Source organism: Pseudomonas oryzihabitans (genome assembly GCF_001518815.1).
Classification (GTDB): Bacteria; Pseudomonadota; Gammaproteobacteria; order Pseudomonadales; family Pseudomonadaceae; genus Chryseomonas; species Chryseomonas oryzihabitans_E.
Genome location: NZ_CP013987.1, coordinates 4,710,459 through 4,730,055, shown reverse-complemented (window position 1 = coordinate 4,730,055; position 19,597 = coordinate 4,710,459). Strand labels below are relative to the sequence as shown.

Below are 19,597 nucleotides of genomic sequence, written 5' to 3'. Positions count from 1 at the left end.
AGCACGAGAAACGCTGATTCGTGCTTCGGCTGTGGCAGTACCCGCCCGAAGTGGCGCGGGACAGTCGAATGTTATTGTTCCGTCAGGGTGCCAAGGCGGCTTTGGCCGCTTCTAGCGCAGGCTTGCCGTCGCGTGTGGTCACGCCGGCCAGCCACTGGTCGAGCACCTGCGGATGCGCCTTGAGCCACACCTTGGCGGCCGCGCTCGCGGATTGTTTTTCGTTGAGGACCTTGTCCATCAGCTGGTTTTCCATGTCCAGGGTAAAGGACAGGTTGGTCAGCAGCTTGCCCACGTTGGAGCATTCCTGGACGTAGCCCTTGCGCACATTGGTGTAGATGGTGGCGCCGCCGTAGTTGGGGCCGAAGACGTCGTCGCCGCCCTGGAGGTAGGCCATCTTGAAGCGGGTGTTCATCGGATGGGGTTCCCAGCCGAGGAATACCACCCACTGCTTGCGTCGCTCGGCGCGCTGGATCTGCGACAGCATCCCGGCCTCGCTGGACTCCACCAGCTTGAACTTGCCCAGGTCGAAGGCATTCTTGTCGATCATGCCCTGGATCAGGCGGTTGCCGTCGTTGCCCGGCTCTATGCCGTAGATCTTGCCGTCGAACTTGTCGGCATTCTTGGCGATGTCGGCGAAGCTCTTGACCCCGGCGTCATAGACGTACTGGGGGACGGCCAGGGTGTACTTGGCGCCCTCCAGGTTGGCGCGTACGGTCTCGACGCTGCCATTGTCCGCATAGGGCTTGATGTCCGCTGCCATGCTCGGCATCCAGTTGCCGAGAAAGACGTCTATGTCCTTGTTCTGCAAGGACTTATAGGTGACCGGTACGGAGATCATGTTGGTCGTGGTCTGGTAGCCCAGGGCGTGCAGCACCTCGCTGGTCACGGCCGTGGTTACCGTGATGTCGGTCCAGCCGACATCCGCGAAGCGTACCTTGGCACAAGAGGCCGGCTCGGCTGCCTGAACAAAAAGTGGCGCCAGCAGGGCGGCACTCCAGAGCCAACGGGAACAACCTTTCATGGACACATCTCCTTGCGTTTGGTGGGGTACCTTTCGGTGCGCCCCACGTGTATTTATCTGTAACTCATCCCCCCAGGCGCGCCTACCGCCTGCGTCGCTACCAGTGTACGCGGCGTCGTAACCAGAAGCGGAAATGTCGTATCCAGCATGGGGTCCAGGGCGCTTTCGCGGCGGTTGCGGCAGAGCGCATCGGTTGGTCCGCCGGCTACACGGGCTCGTGCGGTAAAACCCAGGCCAGAGGTGTTGGCGAGCGTTCCAAGGTGGATGGTCACTGGGCCAGACTGGCCTTGATCGCCAGGTTGCCAGGAGTTCCGCCGCGGGTGACAACGCCCTTGAGCCAGGTTTCGAGCTGCTCGGGATTGCGCTGTAGCCAAAGGCGCGCGGCGCGGCGCGGGTTGTCCTTTTCGTTGAGCACCCTGTCCATCAGCTGGTTTTCCATGTCCAGGGAAAACACCAGGTTGCCCAGCAGCCGGGCCACGTTGGGGCACTGCTGGGCATAGCCCTTGCGCACCACCGTGTAGACCGTGGCACCGCCCTGATGGGGGCCGAAGTAGTCGTCACCGCCATCGAGATAGGCCAGCTTGTGCCGGATGTTCATCGGGTGCGGTTCCCAGCCGAGAAAGACGATCCACTGCCGGTCCAGCAGCTCTTTCATCCGCACCTGGGCCAGCATGCCCTGTTCGCTGGATTCGTCGAGGGTGAAGCCGCCCAGGCCAAAGGCGTTGTTGGCGATCATCTTCTTGAGCAGGGCATTGCCATCGTTGCCCGGCTCGATGCCGTAGAGGGTGTGGCCGAAGCGATTAGCGTAGCGGGCGATATCGGCGACGTTCTTCACCCCGGCGTCATAGACGTACTGGGGCACGGCCAGGGTGTAGCGAGCACCTTCCAGGTTGGCGTGCAGGCGTTCGAGCGTGCCGCCATCGATATAGGCCTGGCTGAGTTTGGTCTGGGCGGGCATCCAGTTGCCAAGGAAGACATCGGCCTCGTTCCTGGCCAGGGCTTCGTAGGTCTGCGGCAGGGAAAGTCGCAGCACCTCGGTCTCGTAACCCAAGGCGCTGAGCAGATAGCGGGTCATGGCGTTGGTGACATTGAGATCCGACCAGCCGACATCGGCCAGACGTACCTCATGGCAGCTTTCGGGTTCGCTTGTTGCCTGCGCAGCCGAGCACAGCAACAGGCCGGACAGCCACAGCGCTTGGGAGATCTTCATCCTGGACTCCAACGGATCGCGACGGTGAGGGGCCTGACCGTTGCACGTACCGGTCCGTCTAGCCCGGGCTTTACTGGCTTTTCGCCATGTGTCACCAGAGGGGCGACAAACGGTCGATCGGCTGACCTACGACTGTGCCCACTGAGTCGCCATGCCACATTTTGGCGCGGGCCGGTTACGTCCTGGTGTTACCAATGGAATACATGCGGCGAAGTGCTACTGCCCAGAGGTCGGTCTCGGATCAGAAGGGTCGTAATTAAAAAACCTATCTAATCAAGGCTATTGGCTGCTGCTGAATGGGTTATTCGGCCCAGACAGCCTCGTCGTCACTGGGTTCACCTATTTTCGGCATGGGAATTGCGACATGACTTATGCGTCCGCGACACATTCTTCGCCCACAGTCGTCTGCCGCACCTCATTAGAGCCCAGCCAAGGGCCTTAGCCTGCGTGAAGGAGATTCAAACCATGTCGCCCATTCCCACCTCGTCACAGGCCCGTGCGATCCAGTCCATCGGCTTTCTGCTACTGGATAATTTCACGCTCATCTCCCTGGCTTCGGTCGTGGAGCCGCTGCGCATGGCCAATCAGCTGTCAGGACGGGAACTCTATCGCTGGTGCACCCTGAGCCTGGACGGTCGGCCGGTGCGGGCGAGCGACGGCTTGCAGATCACCCCGGACAGCGCCGTGAGCGCCGCCCCGGCAATGGACATGGTGATCGTCTGTGGCGGCGTGGGCATCCAGCGCAGCGTGTCTCGCGAACACTGCACCTGGCTGCAGAGCCAGGCGCGTCAAGGTCGCAAACTGGGCGCGGTCTGTACTGGCAGCTGGGCCCTGGCCCGCGCCGGCCTGCTCGACGGTTACGATTGCAGCGTGCACTGGGAAACCCTGGCAGCGCTGCAGGAAGCCTATCCGCGCGTGGTGCTCAGCACCCGCCTGTTCACCATCGACCGCAACCGCTGCACCGCTTCGGGCGGCACGGCGCCGATGGACATGATGCTGCACCTGATCGGTCGCGAGCATGGTCGTGAGCTGTCGGCGGCGATCTCGGAAATGTTCATCTACGAGCGCATCCGCAACGAGCAGGATCACCAGCGCGTCCCGCTCAAGCACATGCTGGGCACCAACCAGCCCAAGCTGCAGGAGATCGTGGCGCTGATGGAGGCTAATCTCGAAGAGCCCATCGATCTCGACGAGCTGGCGGTCTATGTGGATGTGTCCCGGCGCCAGCTGGAGCGCCTGTTCCAGAAGTACCTGCACTGCTCGCCGTCGCGCTACTACCTCAAGCTGCGCCTGATCCGCGCCCGGCAGCTGCTCAAGCAGACCACCCTGTCGATCATCGAGGTGGCCTCGGTGTGCGGCTTCGTCTCCACCCCGCACTTCTCCAAGTGCTACCGCGAGTACTTCGGCATTCCGCCGCGCGACGAGCGTCAGGGACCGACCATCCAGCAGCCCATCGCGCTGATGCCGCTGTCCCAGGAGCTGTCGCTGATGCCGGCGTCTTCGGCACTGGCCGCCCTGAGCCAGGCCCAGGGCGAATCCACCTTTGCCAGCGTGCGGCTGTAAGCCGCCTCACAGCGCCTAGCGACCGCTGGGCAGGCTGAGCAGCAACGCCGCCGTCTGCAGATCCGGCTGGCCGTCGAAACGGCCTGGCCGGTACTTCATCTGGAAGGCGCCGATGACATCGCGGGTGCCCTGGTCGAGCACGCCAGTGCGGGGTACCGCGTAACCAATTCGTGCCAGTTGATCCTGGAACCAGGCCGGAGGCGGCAACACGCCGCCCAGGCTGGCCTGGCGCTGAGCGACCACGTTCTGATCCGGCCAGTTGATCAGGCCCGCCGCGGCCAGACGAGCCCAGGGAAACAGCGGACCCGGATCCTGCTTGCGCCCAGGAGCGATGTCGCTGTGCCCGACGATAGCGCGGCGATCCAGTCCATGGCGTTGTTCGATGTCCTTGAGCAGCGGAATCAGTGCCTTGATCTGGGCTTCGCTGAAGGGATACCACTGGCGTCCGGCCGGGGTGTCGCGAAAGCCCAGGTTGACCATCTCGATGCCGATGGAGGTGGAGTTGAGCCAGGTCCGCCCCTCCCATTCGCTGACGCCGGCGTGCCAGGCGCGGCGATTTTCGTCCACCAGGCGATAGATGGTGCCATCGGTGTCGATCAGGTAGTGGGCACTGACGCCGGCCTGGGTCAGCAGCTTGAGCGATTGCTGCGAGCCGGCCGCGGTGTAGTGCAGCACGATGTATTGCACCCGGCTGTCCTGGTCGCGAGCGGTGTAGTCGTCATTGATGCGCGGACCGCTGGAGCAGCCGGCCAGGAGCAGGCCGCAGAGCAGCCAGGGAAGGAGCTTGAAGGGATTTCGCACGGTTACCTCGCGAACGGCGGAAGGGTCAGGCCACGTCCAGGCGATCGCGTCCGGCGCGCTTGGCGCGGTAGAGCGCCTGGTCGGCACGTTCGAATACGGTATCGGCATCCTCGCCTGGCGCAAAGGCGGCAAGACCGGCGGACAGGGTGACCACCACCCGTTCACCCTTGAAATGGAAGGGGCAGGCCGCGACCGCGGCGCGGAGTTGCTCGATCAGGGTGACCCCGCCGGCAAGGGGCGTGGCGCCCAGTAGCACGACGAACTCCTCGCCCCCGAAGCGGGCGATGAAGTCGGTCTTGCGCAGGCGGCGTTGCAATTCGTTGGCGATGATCTTGAGCACCTTGTCGCCAGCCAGGTGGCCGTATCCGTCGTTGATGCGCTTGAACAGATCGACGTCGAGCACGGCCATGAGCAGGTCGCCGCCATGGCGTTGCCAGCGGGCTACCTCCAGGTCCAGGCGCTCGCTCCAGGCGGCGCGGTTGGGCAGCCCCGTGAGCGGGTCGCAGAGGGCCTTCAGCCGCTGTTCTTCCAGGTGGCCGCGATACTGCTTGGCTTCGCGTTCCATGCCGGCGACGCGCTCGGTGAGGGCGCTGAGCTGGTCGCTGGCCTCCTGTTCACGAGTCTCGCGCTGGGTCTGCTGCTCGGCCAGGCTGGCCAGCAGGCCTTCCAGGCGACTATCCAGAGACAGCTTGAGGCTGTCCAGGTCGGTGGCGTCCTGCACCTCGCTCTGCAGGTCGTTGACCTGACCGCGCAGGACTTCGCCAAAGGCGCGCTCCTGGGTCTGGCCGTCCTGACGCTGCTCGTGGACGTCCTGCAGGCCGCTCTGAAAGGCGGCGAGACGTTCGTTGAGGCGGCGCAGGTAGAGCTGGAATTCGCTCTGCCCGGAATGGTTGAGGGCCAGCACCAGCACCGACAGGTCGTCGAGCACCGGGACGAGTTCGTACCAGTTCAGGCTGCCCTGGATCCGCTGGCGCAGGTGTTCGGCCTGGGGCTTGTGGCTATCGGGCAGGGCCAGATCGTCGAGCAGCCGTAGCAGGGTGGCTTCCAGGTGCGGGGCGATGGCGCTGTAGCCCGGCTCGGGAACGGGAGGCAGGGCATAGGCCGGATCGGCCTGGGTCGCCAGGGGCTCGATGGCGGTTGCAGACGGTGCAGCGGGCACAACCTCGACCGGCGGCAAGTGTTCGGGCGTTGCCAGGGCTTCTGGCGTCGCTGCTGCCGGGGGCTCTTCCGCTATCGGACTCGGCGCCCGTGGCGCTTCTTCCGCGGACTCGCCCCGACCGCCCAGCAGCCGCTGCAGGAAGCCGGCGCGGGCGGGCTGCTCGGGGTGCAGCTGGTTCAGGGCCTGTTGCTGCAGACGGCTGAACTCTCCCAGCAGCGCGGGCAGTTCGCCCGGTTGGCCGGCAGCGGCCTGGGCGCGCTTGGCGAAGCTCTTGAGGGCCTTGCGCAGATCGCGCGGCAGCTCCAGGGTCTGCAACAGGCGGCAGAGTTCGGCGAAGGCGTCGGCCACTTGGCGTGCACGCAGTTCCCGACGCTGCTCGGAATCGAGTACGGTGCGCTCCAGGCGCGGAATCAGCTTGGCGAGGTCGGCGTCGCTGTCGTCACGGCGGAGGATGTCACGCAATTCCACCAGGCAGGCGTCCACCGCCGCGTCGTTGCCTTCGGCGGCCAGGCTGCTGCGCACGAGACCACGACGCACCAGATCCAGGCGGTTTTCCCACCGGCTTTCCAGGCGTTCGAGGTTCTCGAGGCTTTCCAGGTATTTGCTTTTCCAGCGTTCGACGTCCGCGCGCTCCATCCGCCTGCTCCAGAGGCTTGAGGGTGGCCAGCAGGCAGGCGCGACAAGGCGGCCAGCCCACTTGATAGTCGCTAGGGTATCGGCGGTTTCGGCGAAAGTTTGAGCAGGACGACCGGAGGCCGCTTGAGAGGGACGAACTGAGGAGCCGCCGCCGCAGGACGCGGCGGCGGCGGGGTATTACTTGGCGGCGCGTTCTTTCTGGATCAGGAAGTCGGCGACCTTCAGGGTCTCGTCCGGACCACCCGAGGAGCCCAGGTCGAAGCGGTACTTGCCATTGACCACCATGGTCGGCACGCCGGTGATCTGATAGGCCATGGCCAGTTTCTTGTCCTTTTCCACCTGACCCTTCACGGCGAAGGAATTGTAGGTGCTAAGGAACTTGTCGCGATCCACGCCCTGGGTGGCGAGGAAGTCGGCCATCTCTTCGGGGGTGGCGAGCTTCTTGTGTTCCTTGTGGATGGCGGCGAAGACGGCGTCATGCACCTTGGCTTCCACGCCCATGGCTTCCAGGGTCACGAACAGCTGACCGTGGACGTTCCAGACGCCACCGAACATGGCCGGCACGCGCTTGAAGGTAACGTCGTCGGGCAGCTTCTTGGACCAGGCGTTGAGGGTGGGTTCGAAGGCGTAGCAGTGCGGGCAGCCGTACCAGAACAGCTCAACCACTTCGATCTTGCCGGGCTCGGACACCGGAACCGGACTGCTCAGTTCGGTGTACTGCTTGCCGGCCTGGATGTCGTCGGCATGGGCGGCCGCGCCGAACAGACTGGCGGCGGCGAACACGGCGGAGAAAAGCAGGTTGCGCATGGGACTACTCCTGGAAGAAGGCACGCCCACCAACCGGGCATGACGGATTGCGGGCATTGTAGCCGGGTGCATCGCCGCGCCTAGTCGCCAGAGCGGCCGAGGCCGGCCATGTTCAGGCTTCGTTCAGGTTGCCGGCGGGCAAGGCTCTCGTCCGGCGCATCCGATATACTGCTGGCTTTGCCGCGCGCTCGCGAGTACCCCCATGTCCAGCTTCAAGAATCCCATCGTCGGTCTGTGCCAGCAGGCGTCCTTTCTCATCAGCGCCGCCAAGGTCGATCAGTGCCCGTTCGACAGCGGCCTGGAAGTGGCCTTCGCCGGTCGCTCCAACGCCGGCAAGTCCAGCGCGCTCAACACCCTGACCCATGCCAACCTGGCGCGTACCTCCAAGACGCCGGGGCGCACCCAGCTGCTCAACTTCTTCAGCCTCGACGAGGAGCGGCGCCTGGTGGACCTGCCCGGCTATGGCTACGCCAAGGTACCGATCCCGCTCAAGCAGCACTGGCAGGAGCACCTGGAGGCCTATCTGAGCAGCCGCAATTCGCTCAGTGGCGTGGTGCTGATGATGGACATCCGCCATCCGCTGACCGAGTTCGACCGCCTGATGCTGGACTGGGCCCAGGCCAGCTCCATGCCGCTGCACATCCTGCTGACCAAGGCCGACAAGCTGGCCTTCGGCGCGCAGAAGAATGCCCTGCTCAAGGTGCAACGTGAAATACGTCAGGGCTGGGGCGATACCGCCAGTATCCAGCTGTTCTCGGCGCCCAAGCGCCAGGGCGTGGAAGATGCGCAGCGGGTGCTGGCCGGCTGGCTGGGGCTCGACGAGCCCGTCGCCGAGGCATAAAAAAACTCCGGACTTCCATCGGGGGAGGGGAGAAGTCCGGAGTTCAAGACTGGACCGCCAAAGCAGGGGTCCAGCATCTGCCAACACTAAACAGCAAAGGAGCTGAACGGTTATCCGAACCGTTCAGCAATTCAGACGGGGCGCCTTGAGAAAGGTTCGCCCTACCCGGGAAGAAAGCCGGCGCCCTGACTAGCGGCCGCTGGCGAGTCCCAGGCCCTCGTCGACCCCTAGGTGTACGTTCATGCACTGAACGGCGGCACCGGCCGCGCCCTTGCCCAGGTTGTCGAGGCGCGCTACCAGCGTCATCCGCTCGGCATTGCCATAGACGAAAAGATCGGCGCGGTTGGTGTCGTTGCTGGCCTGGACGTCGAAGAAGCCATTGTCCAGTTCCTCCTCGGCCGCTACCGACGCCACGCGAATGAAGGCTTCGCCATCATAGTGCCGGGCCAGCGCCGCCTGCAGGTCGGCCGCCGTGGTGCCGGGACGCAACTGGCTGGCGTGCAGGGGGATAGTGACTGCCAGGCCCTTGAGGAAGGGACCGACGATGGGGCTGAACACCGGCGCGGCGGCCAGGCCGCTCTGCACGCGCATTTCCGGCAGGTGCTTGTGGCCCTGGCCCATGGCATAGGGACGCGGGCTCTGCAGGCGTGCATCGCCGCCGGCTTCGTAGGCGGCGATCATCTGCTTGCCGCCGCCGCTGTAGCCGGTCAGGGAAAAGGCCGACAGCGGGGTTTCCGGGGCCAGCAGGCCGGCATCCACCAGCGGGCGAGCCAGCAGGATGAAGGCGCTGGCGTGGCAGCCCGGGTTGGCGATGCGCTTGCTGGCGCGCAGCGCCTCGCGTTGCCCGGGAGCGAGTTCGGGCAGGCCGTAGGTCCAGCCGCTGTCGGTGCGGAAGGCGGTGCTGGCGTCGATGATGCAGGTGTTCGGATTGGTCACCAGGCTGACCGCTTCCCGGGAGGCGGCATCGGGCAGGCAGAGGAAGGCCACATCGGCGGCATTGAGGAAGCGCGCACGCTCGGCCGGGTCCTTGCGCTTGCTCTCGTCGATGCGCAGCAGCTCGATATCCGAACGGCCGGTCAGATAGTCCAGCAGGCGCAGGCCGGTGGTGCCTTCCTGGCCGTCGACGAAAACTTTGAAGCTCATGGCGGTGCCTCTCGCGGATGGGCGCTGAAAGCATCGATTGTAGCGACTCGGGCACAGCAGGCATACGCCGGAGGTCAGGGTTACAGCCAGGGCCTGTCAGACCAGCGCAGCCGGACGCGCCAGCGTCCTCTCCCTGATTGATAGAGGTACAGATCCAAATTGGCAAGTTTTGTACGGATACAGTGTTCCATAGCTGTAAGTGGTCTGCTCTGCCTGTGGCGGCGAAGCTGGAGTCTTCCTGCCACTACACCGGAATGCGCCATGGATCCCCTGACCTTCAGTTCTGCCCCCGTGCGGTCTCTGGTCTGCTGTCGCGGCTTTCGCCGACTGTTGCAGCTCTTCGCCCGCTGGCGGCGACGATCGATCGGCCGTCGCCAACTGCAGCGGCTGGATCCCCGAGCGCTGGGCGATCTGGGCTTGAACCTGGCCGATCAGTATCGGGAAGGAAGCAAGTCCTTCTGGCAGGAGTGAAATTATGCGGCGAGGTGAGACTTCCGCCGGCTGGCAGTAGTCTCACTCAGGCATATCCAGACGGGAGCCACCCATGAAAACCTTGCACCTGAGCGCCGCTGCGGCGCTGTTCTGCCTGTCCACCGCCGCGTCGGCGTCGAGCTTCTATGTCACCACCGACATCATCGTCAACGCCATCGATGCGACCTCTGATACGACGTCGTCCATCACCGGGTCCTTCAAGAACGACAAGCTGGTGCTGGACGCCCGCGACGATGCGGCCAGCTTCGTCGGCAGCTCCGGTGACATCCGCGGTGTACGTTTGGAAGCGGCGCTGGACCACCTGCGCAGCCAGGCGCCAGAACTGCGTCAGGCCAGCGACGACCAGCTGGCTCAGGCGATCCTGGCGATCTAGACCGCAACACCACGAAATACCCCCTGCGCCGCCTGTCTGCTAGCCCGGAGCGGGGGGCTGCGTTAGCCTTGGCGACCATCTGCCACCGGAGGGTCGTCATCCATGTATTTCCGCCGTTCTGCCGGGCTGTTGCTCGGGCTCTGTCTTGCCACGCCGGTTCTGGCGTTCGACTCCACCACCGAAGGTCTGGTCAAGACCATCTACGGCACCAGCCAGCTCACCACCGGCCCCTTCCAGAACAAACTGGTCCTGGCGGCCCGTGACGATGCCGCGGCTTTCGTCGCCACCGACGGCGCCCTGCGCGGCGCTCAGCTGGAAGAAACCTTAAGAGCCCTGCGCGCGGCCGATCCTGGGTTGCACGCTTCCGACCGGGAACTCGCCCAGGCCATTCTGAGTCAGTAGTCCGTTTCAATTCCGTGACATCCCTGGAGTATCCATGCGCCGTTCCCTGCTTATCGCCGCTGCCCTGACCTTGGGCGTTTCGAGCCTGGCTCAGGCCCAGACCCTGGTGGCCACCAGTAACATCGTGGTGCGGGCGCTGCAGCGCAGCATCGACTTCACTTCCGACACCACCACCTCCATCCGTGACGCCAAGGTGGTCCAGGCTGCCCGTGGCGATGCCGCCAGCTTTGTCGCCACCGACGGCGACATCCGCGGCGTGCAGCTGGAAGAAGCCTTCCGCAGCCTGCGCGACCAGTTCCCGGCCGCGCGTCAGGCCAACGACCTGCAGCTGGCTCAGGCCATCCTGGCGCTGTGAAGAACCGCGCCGGCCGGCTGCGGCAGTGGCTGGCTGGCCTCGCGGCCGGCCTGGCCCTCGGTGGGGCTCAGGCCGCCCTGCACCTCGAACTCGACACCCAGGGCCTGACGCCCGCGCAGATCCAGGCCACCCAGCAGTTGCTGGATGAGGCCCAGGCGTTGCTGCCACCCAAATTCAAGGCGGCGCTCGACGAACGCATTCCGGTGCGCTGGAGCAGCGAGCTGCTGAAAGAAGCCTATGGCGAGGCGGATCGGCGCAATCTGCTGCTCAATCGCCGCCTGCTGCCCAGTCTGGTGGACGGCAGCGACACCCGCATCCAGACCGGTCGACCCCATGGCACCCAGCACCGCGAGCTGCTGGCCACGGTGCTGCATGAGCTGACCCACTTCTATGACCGCGAGCGCGTCTGGACGCCCGAGCAGCGCCAGCTGATCCTGTCCTGCGGCGGCCTGGGGCTGACTTCCGACCAGTTGCCGGTGAAATGCCAGGGCCAGGCCGGGCGCAGCTATACCCTGTCCGATGATCCACGGTTGCTGGACCTGGCCGGCTGGCAGGTGAAGACGCGCAAGCACGGCAATCGCGAGTCGAAGAACCTCTTTATCGCGCGCAGTCCCGATCTCTATGAAGTCACCAACCCGAAGGAATTCGTGGCGGTGAACATGGAGTATTTCCTGCTCGATCCCAGCTACGCCTGTCGCCGGCCGGCGCTGCAGCGCTACTTCGCCGAGCACTTCGGCTGGTCACCGGCGCACGATGCCTGTCCGGGTCGCTATCCCTATCTCAACGCCGGCAACGACTTCGGCGAGGCGCCCCTGGGTTGGCTCGATCCGGAGCGGGTCTATGCGGTCGACTACCTGCTGGCCGAGGGCAACGAAAAAGTCATGAGCCGCTGGGGCCACAGCATGCTGCGCTTGGTGGTCTGCGCCCCCGGTCGGCCACGCGGCCCGGATTGCCGGCTGGACCTGCAATACCACCTGGTGCTGTCGTTCCGGGCCTTCGTCAACGACGTCCAGCTCTCCAGCTGGCGTGGCCTGACCGGCTCCTACCCCTCGCGGCTGTTCGTGCTGCCGCTGGCCCAGGTGGTGGACGAGTACACCAAGGTGGAGCTGCGCGGCCTGCAATCGGTGCCGCTCAAGCTGACCCGCCCGGAGATCGCCGATTTTCTCGAACGCACCGCCCAGGTGCACTGGAGCTATGACGGCCAGTACTACTTCGTCACTAACAACTGCGCGGTGGAAACCTTCAAGCTGTTGCACGACGGCGTGCCGCGTCTGGCCGATGCCCAGCTCGATGTCATCACCCCCACCGGACTCATGGATGCGCTCAGGTTCAAGGACCTGGTGGACACCTCGGTGCTGGATGATCCGCGCGAGGCGCTGCGGCTGGGCTATCGCTTCGACAGCTTCCGCGAACGCTTCCAGGCCATGTTCAAGGTGGCCAGGGAGCGCCTGAACCTGCCCCAGGCGGACGTCGAGGCCTGGCTGGCGCAGACCCCGCAGCAGCGTCGCGAGCAATTCCAGCGCGCCGACCTGCGCGCCAGCGCCGCCTTGCTGCTGCTGGAGCAAGCGGCCTATCGCCGGGCGCTGCTGCAGGCGCAGACCGAGCTCAAGGATCGCTACCTGGGTCAGGATGCCGTGGACAAGGCGCGCTTCGGCAAGGCCGGTGGCGCCCTGGAGCAGATCCTCAAGGACAGCGGCTACCTGAGCCGCCCGGCCGAGCTGCTGGGCACCGACGGCTACGGCCTGCCGCAACCGGGCGAGTGGGAACAGCTGACTGCCGAGAGCCAGAAGCGCCAGGCCCATCTGCGCAGCCTCAGGGATACGCTCAACAACGAGGTCCGGCAGCTGCTCTCGCCGGAGGCCCGCGACGGCCTGGACCTGACCGAAGCCAACCTGGATCTGCTCGGCAAGCACTTGCGCGAGCTGAACAAGGCCAGCGGTGGGCTGGAGCTGAAGTAGGGCGGTTGGGGCCTGTTGGGCTTCGCTGCGCTCAACCCAACCTACCTGCCGCGCTTATCGCTTCGGTGTCTTGCCCTGGGGTGGCGTCGGGGCCGCCGGCTGCGGGCGCTCCAGCAGGGCCAGCAGCTGTTCCGGTGGCACCTCCTGGCCGTTGAGCGTCAAGCGGCCCGCGGCATAGGCCAGGGTAGCCACCAGGTCGTCGCCTTCGGCCTTGAGCAGGCCGCTGTTCAGGCCGATGCCGGCCAGGGCTTCGGCAGTGGCCTGGGCCTGTTGCTGCATCGCCGGCTGCGTGCGCTGAGCACCGGCCTGAAAGAGGACGCCATCCACCAGGCTACCGCGTGCGACCGACAGGCGAGCATCAAGCCGAGACAGCAGCTGGGCAGTGAGCTGCTCCGGTGGCAGATCGAAGGTCGTCGGCTTGTCCAGGGTCAGGTCCAGGCGCAGATGGCTGCTGCCGCTGGGGGTGTGGAGGCGCAGATCATCCACCACCAGGTGCGGCCGAGCCGCGAGCACATCATTGAGGTGCTGCCGCAGCGTGGCCTGGGTGGTGGGATCGAGACCCTCTTCGGCATCCAGCTGCAGGTGCTGCAGCAAGGCGTTGAGCTGGGCCAGGGCGGGGCTGTCGAGGTTGGTGTAGCGCCCGCTCAGGGTCGCCTTGCCCAGGGTCTGGCCGGCGACGTCGAGCCGGCCGAGGCTGGCGTCGATTGTCCCGGACAGCTGCTGGCCCTGTTGCTGGGTATCGCCACGCAGCTGCAGATCCTGCAGTTCGACCGCCGGCTTGCCGGGCATGGCCAGCAACAGGCGTGTCAGCCGCAGCTGGCCTGGGCCTAGCCAGAAGCCATCGGCATTGCGGCGATTGTCGCCGGTCAGGGCGAAGCCTTCGGTCTCTAGCTTGGCCCAGCCGTCGGGGGTGCGGACGTTGAGGCTGAATTGCCCCACTGAACTGTCCAGGCGTAGCCGGCTGGCCTCCATGTCGGTGTGGAAGGTAGCGTTCAGGCCGGAGAAGGCCACCGCGCCCTGGGGCTGGTCCAGGTGCAGGGCGGCCAGGGTCAGGCCGCCGTCCACCCCGCGGTCGTAGCCCAGGGTGGCGTCGAGCTGTACGGGTTCGGCGCCCTTGGCCAGGGTGAAGAGATCGGCCGTGACCGGCGTGCGCGCCAGGGTGAAGCGGTTGACCGCCATGACCGGCGCCAGCTGCAGGGACTTGAGGCGGGTCAGCGGGAAGGGGCCATGCTGGATGTCGTCCTGCAGCCGCAGCACCTCCACCGGCGGTCGATCCTCGGCCTGCACCGTCAGGCTGAAGGTGGCGGTGCTGCTGAACACACCGCGCTGCAGCTCGACCAGCTGGAGCTGCAAGGGGTACTCGGGCAGTTGCGCCTGCAGGGCCACCTGGGCCTGGCTCGCGGCCTGGCGCAATTCGCTTTCCAGCCGGGTGCCGGTGTACCAGGCGCCCCCCACGGCGGTGCCGACGGCGACCAGGACCAGTCCGGCGAGGGTGGTAAGTAGCGGCTTCTTCATGGAGACCAAATCCCTTTGTAGGTAGCGCAGCAACCCGCGCCGAGTGGAGGCGGAGTGTACGAGAGCCTTGGGCGGATGCCGAGGGGGCACTCGGCCATCCGGTCGAATGGGGTGCCGACTGTGATCGCTTTCCGCCGGCGCATCCCCCGAGTCGACGGCCGCTCCGGTGGGTGCTAGCGTGCCGCGATCCCCATTGCCGGAACATCCGCCATGACTGCTCTCCCATGCCTGCCTGTCTTCGCTACCGTCTTGCTGCCGGGGGTGCCAGCATGAGCAGTCAGCGTCCGGTAGCGGGCTTGCAACTACCCGCCGAACTCCTGGCCCGCGCCGAGGCGCTGCTGGCCCAGGGCGGACGCCGCCTGCTGGGCATCGCCGGCACCCCGGGTGCGGGCAAGTCGACCGTGGCCGAGCTGCTGGCGGCGGCGCTGGGCGAGCGCGCCGTGGTGGTGCCCATGGACGGCTACCATCTGGCTAATCGTGAGTTGGCCCGCCTGGGACGCGCTCAGCGCAAAGGGGCGCCGGACACCTTCGACGCCCGGGGCTATCGCGCCCTGCTGAAGCGACTCAAGACGCCGGTAGCCGGGGAAATCGTCTATGCGCCGCTGTTCAATCGCGAGATCGAGGAGCCTATCGCCAACGCCATTCCAGTGCCGGCCGAGACCCAGCTGGTGATCAGCGAGGGCAATTACCTGTTGCTGACCCAGGCGCCCTGGAGCGATGTCGCCGAGGTGTTCGACGAGTGCTGGTACGTTCGCGTCGACCCCGAGGAGCGTCGCGAACGCCTGGTCGCCCGGCACATGCACTTCGGCCGGAGCCGGGCAGACGCCGAAGCCTGGGTGGCCAGCACCGACGAGCCCAATGCACAGCTGATCGACGGCGATCGGGCACGGGCGGATCTGGTGGTGGAGTGGCGCGACGGGGCGGCGGCCCTATAGTCCGGCAAGGACGAAAGGTCTGCTTCCCTGCCGACCGACAGGGTTGCGGGCCTCGTCCGTAAGGGCCTGGTTAGAAACCGCCACCAGCATCCAGCCAGGCCTGTTCGTCCGGCGTATTGATGCGGCCCAGCGCCCGATTGCGATGGGGAAAGCGACCGAAGCGGACGATCACCTCCAGATGCGCCTTTGCGTAGCGAAGGTAGTGCTCGATGCCCAGGGCCGCGAACAATTCGAGCGAGCGCTGCTGGTCGGCCAGCACCTCGGAGTGCTCGAACGGCAGGTAGCAGAAGGCTCGCAGTTCGGGTTCGACCTGCAGGTCCAGACCGGCCTCGATCGCCTGCCGGGCATGGCTCAGGGCCAGGCCGTCGGTGGCGAAGGCATGGCCGCTGTGACGAAAGATGTTGCGCGGGATCTGATCGAGCAACAGGCACAGGGCCAGGGCGCCTTCGGCGCTGGTGGCCCAGTCATCGAACTCGCGGCGACTGGCGGCAAGGTGCGCTGCCTGGAAACGTGCACGGCAGCTGGCGTCGAAGGCGGCGCCACCGTTGAACCATTGGTGGCGCCCGGCGGTGCGCCAGAAGGTGACCATGTCCGCTGGGGTCATGTCGCACTCCTCGGGTAAGAGTTGGCCTGATCGGGTTCCACGTGGAACCGCTCAGCCGCGACCGACGTAGGGCATCTTGGTCGCCATCACCGTCAGCGTCTGGACGTTGGCGTCCAGCGGCAGGCTGGCCATGTAGCGGACGGCGTCGGCGACGTGCCTGACGTCCATGCGCGGTTCCACGGCGGTACTGCCGTCGGCCTGGAGCACGCCGTTGGCCATGCGCTCGGTCATCTCGGTAGCGGCGTTGCCGATGTCGATCTGGCCGCAGGCGATGTCGAAGGCGCGGCCATCCAGGGCCAGGGCCTTGGTCAGACCGGCCACGGCGTGCTTGGTGGCGGTATAGGGCGCGCTGAAGGGACGCGGGGTATGGGCCGAGATGGAGCCGTTGTTGATGATCCGCCCGCCACGCGGCGACTGCTCGCGCATCAGGGCGAAGGCGGCGCGGCTGCAGAGGAAGACGCCGGTGAGGTTGGTGTTGACTGCCCGGTGCCAGGCATCCAGTTCCAGCTCGTCGATGGGCACCGCCGGGGCGCCGACGCCGGCGTTGTTGAACAGCAGATCGAGACGGCCATAGGTGTCCCGAATCCGGGCGAAGAGCGCCTCGACGCTGGCGGCGTCGGTGACGTCGCAGGGGACCGCCAGGGCTTCGCCACCCTGCTGCCGGGCTTCTTCCACCAGGGCTTCCAAGGGCTCGGCGCGGCGCGCTGCGAGGACCACGCGGAAACCGTCCGCGAGCAGGCCGAGGGCGACGGCGCGGCCGATACCCTGGGAGGCACCGGTGACGAGGGCGATGGGGCGGGTGGTGGTCATGGGCGATCCTTGGGGCGGAAAGGGTGCCTCAAGGCTAGCAGGTCGCGCGCCGGGGTGGTGGGCGCCCCTTGCCCAGCTCTCTCCCCGCAGGAGAGGGCGCGGGTGGGAGCCTTGGCCGCGTCCCCTACTGCCAGCCGTAGCGCCGGATGAACCAGCCCTTCATGCCCTGGACCACCAGGGCGTAGCCTGCCAGCAGGAGCACCAGGCAGGGGAAGTAGCCCAGCGGTAACGGCTGCAGGCGGAAGTAGCCGGCCAGCGGCGAGAAAGGCAGCAGCAGGCCGATGGCGACGATGACGCCGGTCATGATCAGCAGCGGGGCCGCGGCGCGGCTCTGCACGAAGGGCAGGCGGCGGGTGCGGATCAGGTGCACCACCAGGGTCTGGGACAACAGGCCTTCGACGAACCAGCCGGTCTGGAACAGCGTCTCGTGGGCTGGGGTGTTGGCGCCGAAGACGTGCCACATGACCAAAAAGGTCAGGATGTCGAAGATGGAGCTCAGCGGGCCGAAGAACAGCATGAAGCGGCCGATGTCCTCCACCTTCCAGCGCTGCGGGCGGGTCAGCAGGTCGTCATCGACGTGGTCGAAGGGAATGGCGGTCTGCGACAGGTCGTACAGCAGGTTCTGCACCAGCAGGTGCAGCGGCAGCATCGGCAGAAAGGGCAGGAAGGCACTCGCCGCCAGCACGCTGAAGACGTTGCCGAAGTTGGAGCTGGCGGTCATCTTGATGTACTTGAGCATGTTGGCGAAGGTCTTGCGGCCTTGCAGCACGCCTTCTTCCAGCACCAGCAGGCTCTTCTCCAGCAGGATGATGTCGGCGGCTTCCTTGGCGATGTCCACCGCCGAATCCACCGAGATGCCGATGTCGGCCGCACGCAGCGCCGGGGCGTCGTTGATGCCGTCGCCGAGAAAGCCCACCACCAGGCCCTGGTCACGCAGCAGCCGGACCAGGCGCTCCTTGTGCGCCGGGGTGAGGCGGGCGAAGACCGTGGTGGTGGCCAGCCGCGCGGTGAGGGCGCGGTCGTCCAGCGTCTCGATCTCGGCGCCGGTGAGCAGGCCGTCCACCTCCAGGCCGACCTCTTGGCAGACACGCCGGGTCACGCGCTCGTTGTCGCCGGTGAGCACCTTGACCGCGACGCCCTGGGCGGCGAGGGCGCGCAGGGCGGCCACCGCGGTCTCCTTGGGCGGATCGAGAAAGGCGATGTAGCCGATCAACACCAGATCGCGCTCGTCGGCGACGCTGTAGTCGAGGCTGGCGCCGGGCAGTTCGCGAATTCCCACGGCCACCACGCGCAGGCCTTCGTCATTGAGTTCGGCGGTGAGCGTGCGGATGTGCGCCAGGCGCTCGGCGGTGAGTGGCAGGTCGACGCCGTCTTCGCGGACCCGGGTGCAGGCGGCGAGCATCTCCTCCAGGGCGCCCTTGCACACCAGCAGATGGCGCTGACCGTCGGCCACCACCACCGACATGCGCCGGCGCTCGAAGTCGAAGGGCAGTTCGTCCACCTTGCGATAGGCCAGGCTCAGGCCACGCAGTTCAGCGTGCTGCAGCACCGCCACGTCGAGCAGGTTCTTCAGCCCGGTCTGGTAGTGGCTGTTGAGATAGGCGTACTCCAGCACGGCATCGCTGGGCCGGCCGCGGGCATCGGTATGGCGTTCCAGGACGATGCGGTCCTGGGTCAGGGTGCCGGTCTTGTCGGTGCACAGCACCTGCATGGCACCGAAGTTCTGGATGGCGTCCAGGCGCTTGACCACCACCTTCTGCCGGGCCAGCACCACCGCACCCTTGGCCAGGGTGGAGGTGACGATCATCGGCAGCATCTCGGGGGTCAGGCCGACCGCCACCGAGAGGGCGAACAGTGCCGCTTCCAGCCAGTCACCCTTGGTCAGGCCGTTGATCAGCAGCACCAGCGGGGCCATCACCAGCATGAAGCGGATCAGCAGCCAGCTGACCTTGTTGACCCCCTGCTGGAAGGCGTTGGGTTCCTCGGTGACGCGGGTCACCCGCTCGGCCAGGCTACCGAAATAGGTACCGACACCGGTGCCGATGACCACGGCGGTGGCAGCGCCGCTGACCACGTTGGTGCCCATGAAGCAGAGGTTGTCCAGCTCCAGCGCGCTGCCGGCGGCGGTCAGGGTGAGGGCGCGCTTTTCCACCGGCAGGGATTCGCCGGTGAGGGCGGCCTGGCCGACGAAGAGGTCGCGGGCGCTGAGCAGGCGCAGGTCTGCCGGGATCATGTCGCCGGCGGCCAGGCGCACCACGTCGCCCGGCACCAGTTCGCGGATCGGTACCTCGACGCCGAAGGGATTGCCGGCCTCCGGCCGCAGTACCGTGGCGGTGGTGCTGACCAGCGCCTTGAGCCGCTCGGCGGCGCGGTTGGAGCGCGATTCCTGGACGAAACGCAGCACCGTGGACACCAGCACCATGGTGCCGATCACGGTGGCGCCGGGCAGGTCGTCGGTAAGCGCCGAGACGATGGCCAGCAGGGTCAGCAGCAGGTTGAAGGGATTGCGATAGCTCAGCCAGAGGTGACGCCAGGCGCTGAGCTTCTGGTCCTGCTCGACCTCGTTGTAGCCGTCGCTGCCGCGGCGCTCGGCGGCCTCGGCCGCGGACAGGCCCAGGGGGCTGCTGCGATGGCGGCGCAACAGGTCGCCTTCGGCGAGGCTGGCGGCCTCGTGCAGGCGGCGGCTGAAGTCGGCCTGGGGTTCGCTGCGGCCGTGGCCCGTGGGCAGGTGTTGCCAGAGGACGGGGCGGCGGAACAGGCGGTGGTCGAGGCGCTGGCTGAAGAACTCCAGCAGGGGTTGGGTCAGGGTTTTGAACATGGCGAACTCCCCGTGGCCGGGGCCACGATAAGCGGGCTGCGGCACGCGAGAGTCGCGGCCGCCTGGCAAGCCAGGCGGCCGTACGGGGCTACCTGGCGCTGAGTAACGGACTAGGGTCGGGGTTCATCAGGCGCGGTGGCCTCCGTCTGGAAAG

The 19,597-nt window shown here is 66.4% G+C and carries 18 protein-coding genes; 8 read left to right on the top strand and 10 right to left on the bottom strand.

The features are described from left to right. Nucleotides 1-82: 82 nt before the first annotated feature. Together APT59_RS21525 and choX are read right to left on the bottom strand one after the other, a co-directional pair. Nucleotides 83-1,021 (bottom strand): choline ABC transporter substrate-binding protein, encoded by a 939-nt coding sequence (locus tag APT59_RS21525; RefSeq protein WP_059316704.1) that lies wholly within the window; start codon nt 1,019-1,021, stop codon nt 83-85. A gap of 268 nt (nt 1,022-1,289) precedes the next feature. Further along, nucleotides 1,290-2,231 carry a choline ABC transporter substrate-binding protein gene (gene choX / locus APT59_RS21520; RefSeq protein ID WP_059316703.1) on the bottom strand — a complete coding sequence of 314 codons (942 nt, stop codon included), beginning with the start codon at nt 2,229-2,231 and terminating at the stop codon, nt 1,290-1,292. Between the two features lie 465 nt (nt 2,232-2,696). On the opposite strand from choX, the gene APT59_RS21515 reads away from it, so the two are divergent. Further along, entirely contained in the window at nt 2,697-3,794 is a 1,098-nt protein-coding gene (locus APT59_RS21515) for a GlxA family transcriptional regulator (protein ID WP_017639240.1), read from the top strand. A gap of 15 nt (nt 3,795-3,809) precedes the next feature. Here the strand turns inward: APT59_RS21515 and APT59_RS21510 are convergent, their stop codons facing one another. From APT59_RS21510 to APT59_RS21500, 3 genes are all read right to left on the bottom strand, one after another. After that, entirely contained in the window at nt 3,810-4,595 is a 786-nt protein-coding gene (locus tag APT59_RS21510; RefSeq protein ID WP_059316702.1) for an N-acetylmuramoyl-L-alanine amidase, read from the bottom strand. A gap of 25 nt (nt 4,596-4,620) precedes the next feature. Next, nucleotides 4,621-6,390 carry a GGDEF domain-containing protein gene (locus tag APT59_RS21505; RefSeq protein WP_059316701.1) on the bottom strand — a complete coding sequence of 590 codons (1,770 nt, stop codon included), beginning with the start codon at nt 6,388-6,390 and terminating at the stop codon, nt 4,621-4,623. Nucleotides 6,391-6,567: 177 nt separating this feature from the next. Then, nucleotides 6,568-7,197, bottom strand: a complete 630-nt coding sequence (locus tag APT59_RS21500) for a thiol:disulfide interchange protein DsbA/DsbL (RefSeq protein ID WP_017639243.1) — start codon at nt 7,195-7,197, stop codon at nt 6,568-6,570. A gap of 202 nt (nt 7,198-7,399) precedes the next feature. On the opposite strand from APT59_RS21500, the gene yihA reads away from it, so the two are divergent. Next, nucleotides 7,400-8,038, top strand: coding sequence for a ribosome biogenesis GTP-binding protein YihA/YsxC (yihA, locus tag APT59_RS21495; RefSeq protein ID WP_059316700.1), 639 nt, complete (start codon nt 7,400-7,402; stop codon nt 8,036-8,038). A 189-nt stretch (nt 8,039-8,227) separates the two neighbouring features. Here yihA and argC read toward each other — a convergent pair whose 3' ends face one another. Beyond that, a complete protein-coding gene (argC, locus tag APT59_RS21490; RefSeq protein ID WP_059316699.1) occupies nt 8,228-9,181 on the bottom strand; it encodes an N-acetyl-gamma-glutamyl-phosphate reductase in 954 nt (317 codons plus the stop codon). A gap of 261 nt (nt 9,182-9,442) precedes the next feature. On the opposite strand from argC, the gene APT59_RS21485 reads away from it, so the two are divergent. The 5 genes from APT59_RS21485 to APT59_RS21465 all read left to right on the top strand — a co-directional run bounded on the left by APT59_RS21485 (nt 9,443) and on the right by APT59_RS21465 (nt 12,761). After that, complete coding sequence (locus tag APT59_RS21485; protein WP_059316698.1) at nt 9,443-9,652, top strand: DUF1127 domain-containing protein; 210 nt, start codon at nt 9,443-9,445, stop codon at nt 9,650-9,652. A gap of 73 nt (nt 9,653-9,725) precedes the next feature. After that, nucleotides 9,726-10,046, top strand: a complete 321-nt coding sequence (locus APT59_RS21480) for a DUF2388 domain-containing protein (protein ID WP_059316697.1) — start codon at nt 9,726-9,728, stop codon at nt 10,044-10,046. Between the two features lie 102 nt (nt 10,047-10,148). Further along, a complete protein-coding gene (locus APT59_RS21475; RefSeq protein WP_059316696.1) occupies nt 10,149-10,448 on the top strand; it encodes a DUF2388 domain-containing protein in 300 nt (99 codons plus the stop codon). A 34-nt stretch (nt 10,449-10,482) separates the two neighbouring features. Next, on the top strand, nt 10,483-10,803 hold the full coding sequence (locus APT59_RS21470; protein ID WP_059316695.1) for a DUF2388 domain-containing protein: 321 nt from the start codon (nt 10,483-10,485) through the stop codon (nt 10,801-10,803). Beyond that, entirely contained in the window at nt 10,800-12,761 is a 1,962-nt protein-coding gene (locus APT59_RS21465) for a DUF4105 domain-containing protein (protein ID WP_059316694.1), read from the top strand. Before APT59_RS21470 ends, APT59_RS21465 begins: the two co-directional genes overlap by 4 nt. A gap of 54 nt (nt 12,762-12,815) precedes the next feature. Here the strand turns inward: APT59_RS21465 and APT59_RS21460 are convergent, their stop codons facing one another. Further along, nucleotides 12,816-14,276 (bottom strand): YdgA family protein, encoded by a 1,461-nt coding sequence (locus APT59_RS21460; RefSeq protein ID WP_059316693.1) that lies wholly within the window; start codon nt 14,274-14,276, stop codon nt 12,816-12,818. A 269-nt stretch (nt 14,277-14,545) separates the two neighbouring features. On the opposite strand from APT59_RS21460, the gene APT59_RS21455 reads away from it, so the two are divergent. Next, a complete protein-coding gene (locus APT59_RS21455) occupies nt 14,546-15,211 on the top strand; it encodes a nucleoside/nucleotide kinase family protein (RefSeq protein WP_059316692.1) in 666 nt (221 codons plus the stop codon). 70 nt (nt 15,212-15,281) lie between these two features. Here the strand turns inward: APT59_RS21455 and APT59_RS21450 are convergent, their stop codons facing one another. The 3 genes from APT59_RS21450 to mgtA form a co-directional block, all read right to left on the bottom strand. Further along, a complete protein-coding gene (locus APT59_RS21450; RefSeq protein WP_059316691.1) occupies nt 15,282-15,815 on the bottom strand; it encodes a DUF924 family protein in 534 nt (177 codons plus the stop codon). 51 nt (nt 15,816-15,866) lie between these two features. Beyond that, nucleotides 15,867-16,625 carry an SDR family oxidoreductase gene (locus tag APT59_RS21445; RefSeq protein WP_059316690.1) on the bottom strand — a complete coding sequence of 253 codons (759 nt, stop codon included), beginning with the start codon at nt 16,623-16,625 and terminating at the stop codon, nt 15,867-15,869. Nucleotides 16,626-16,749: 124 nt separating this feature from the next. Continuing rightward, nucleotides 16,750-19,443, bottom strand: coding sequence for a magnesium-translocating P-type ATPase (mgtA, locus tag APT59_RS21440; RefSeq protein WP_059316689.1), 2,694 nt, complete (start codon nt 19,441-19,443; stop codon nt 16,750-16,752). Nucleotides 19,444-19,597 lie beyond the last annotated feature (154 nt).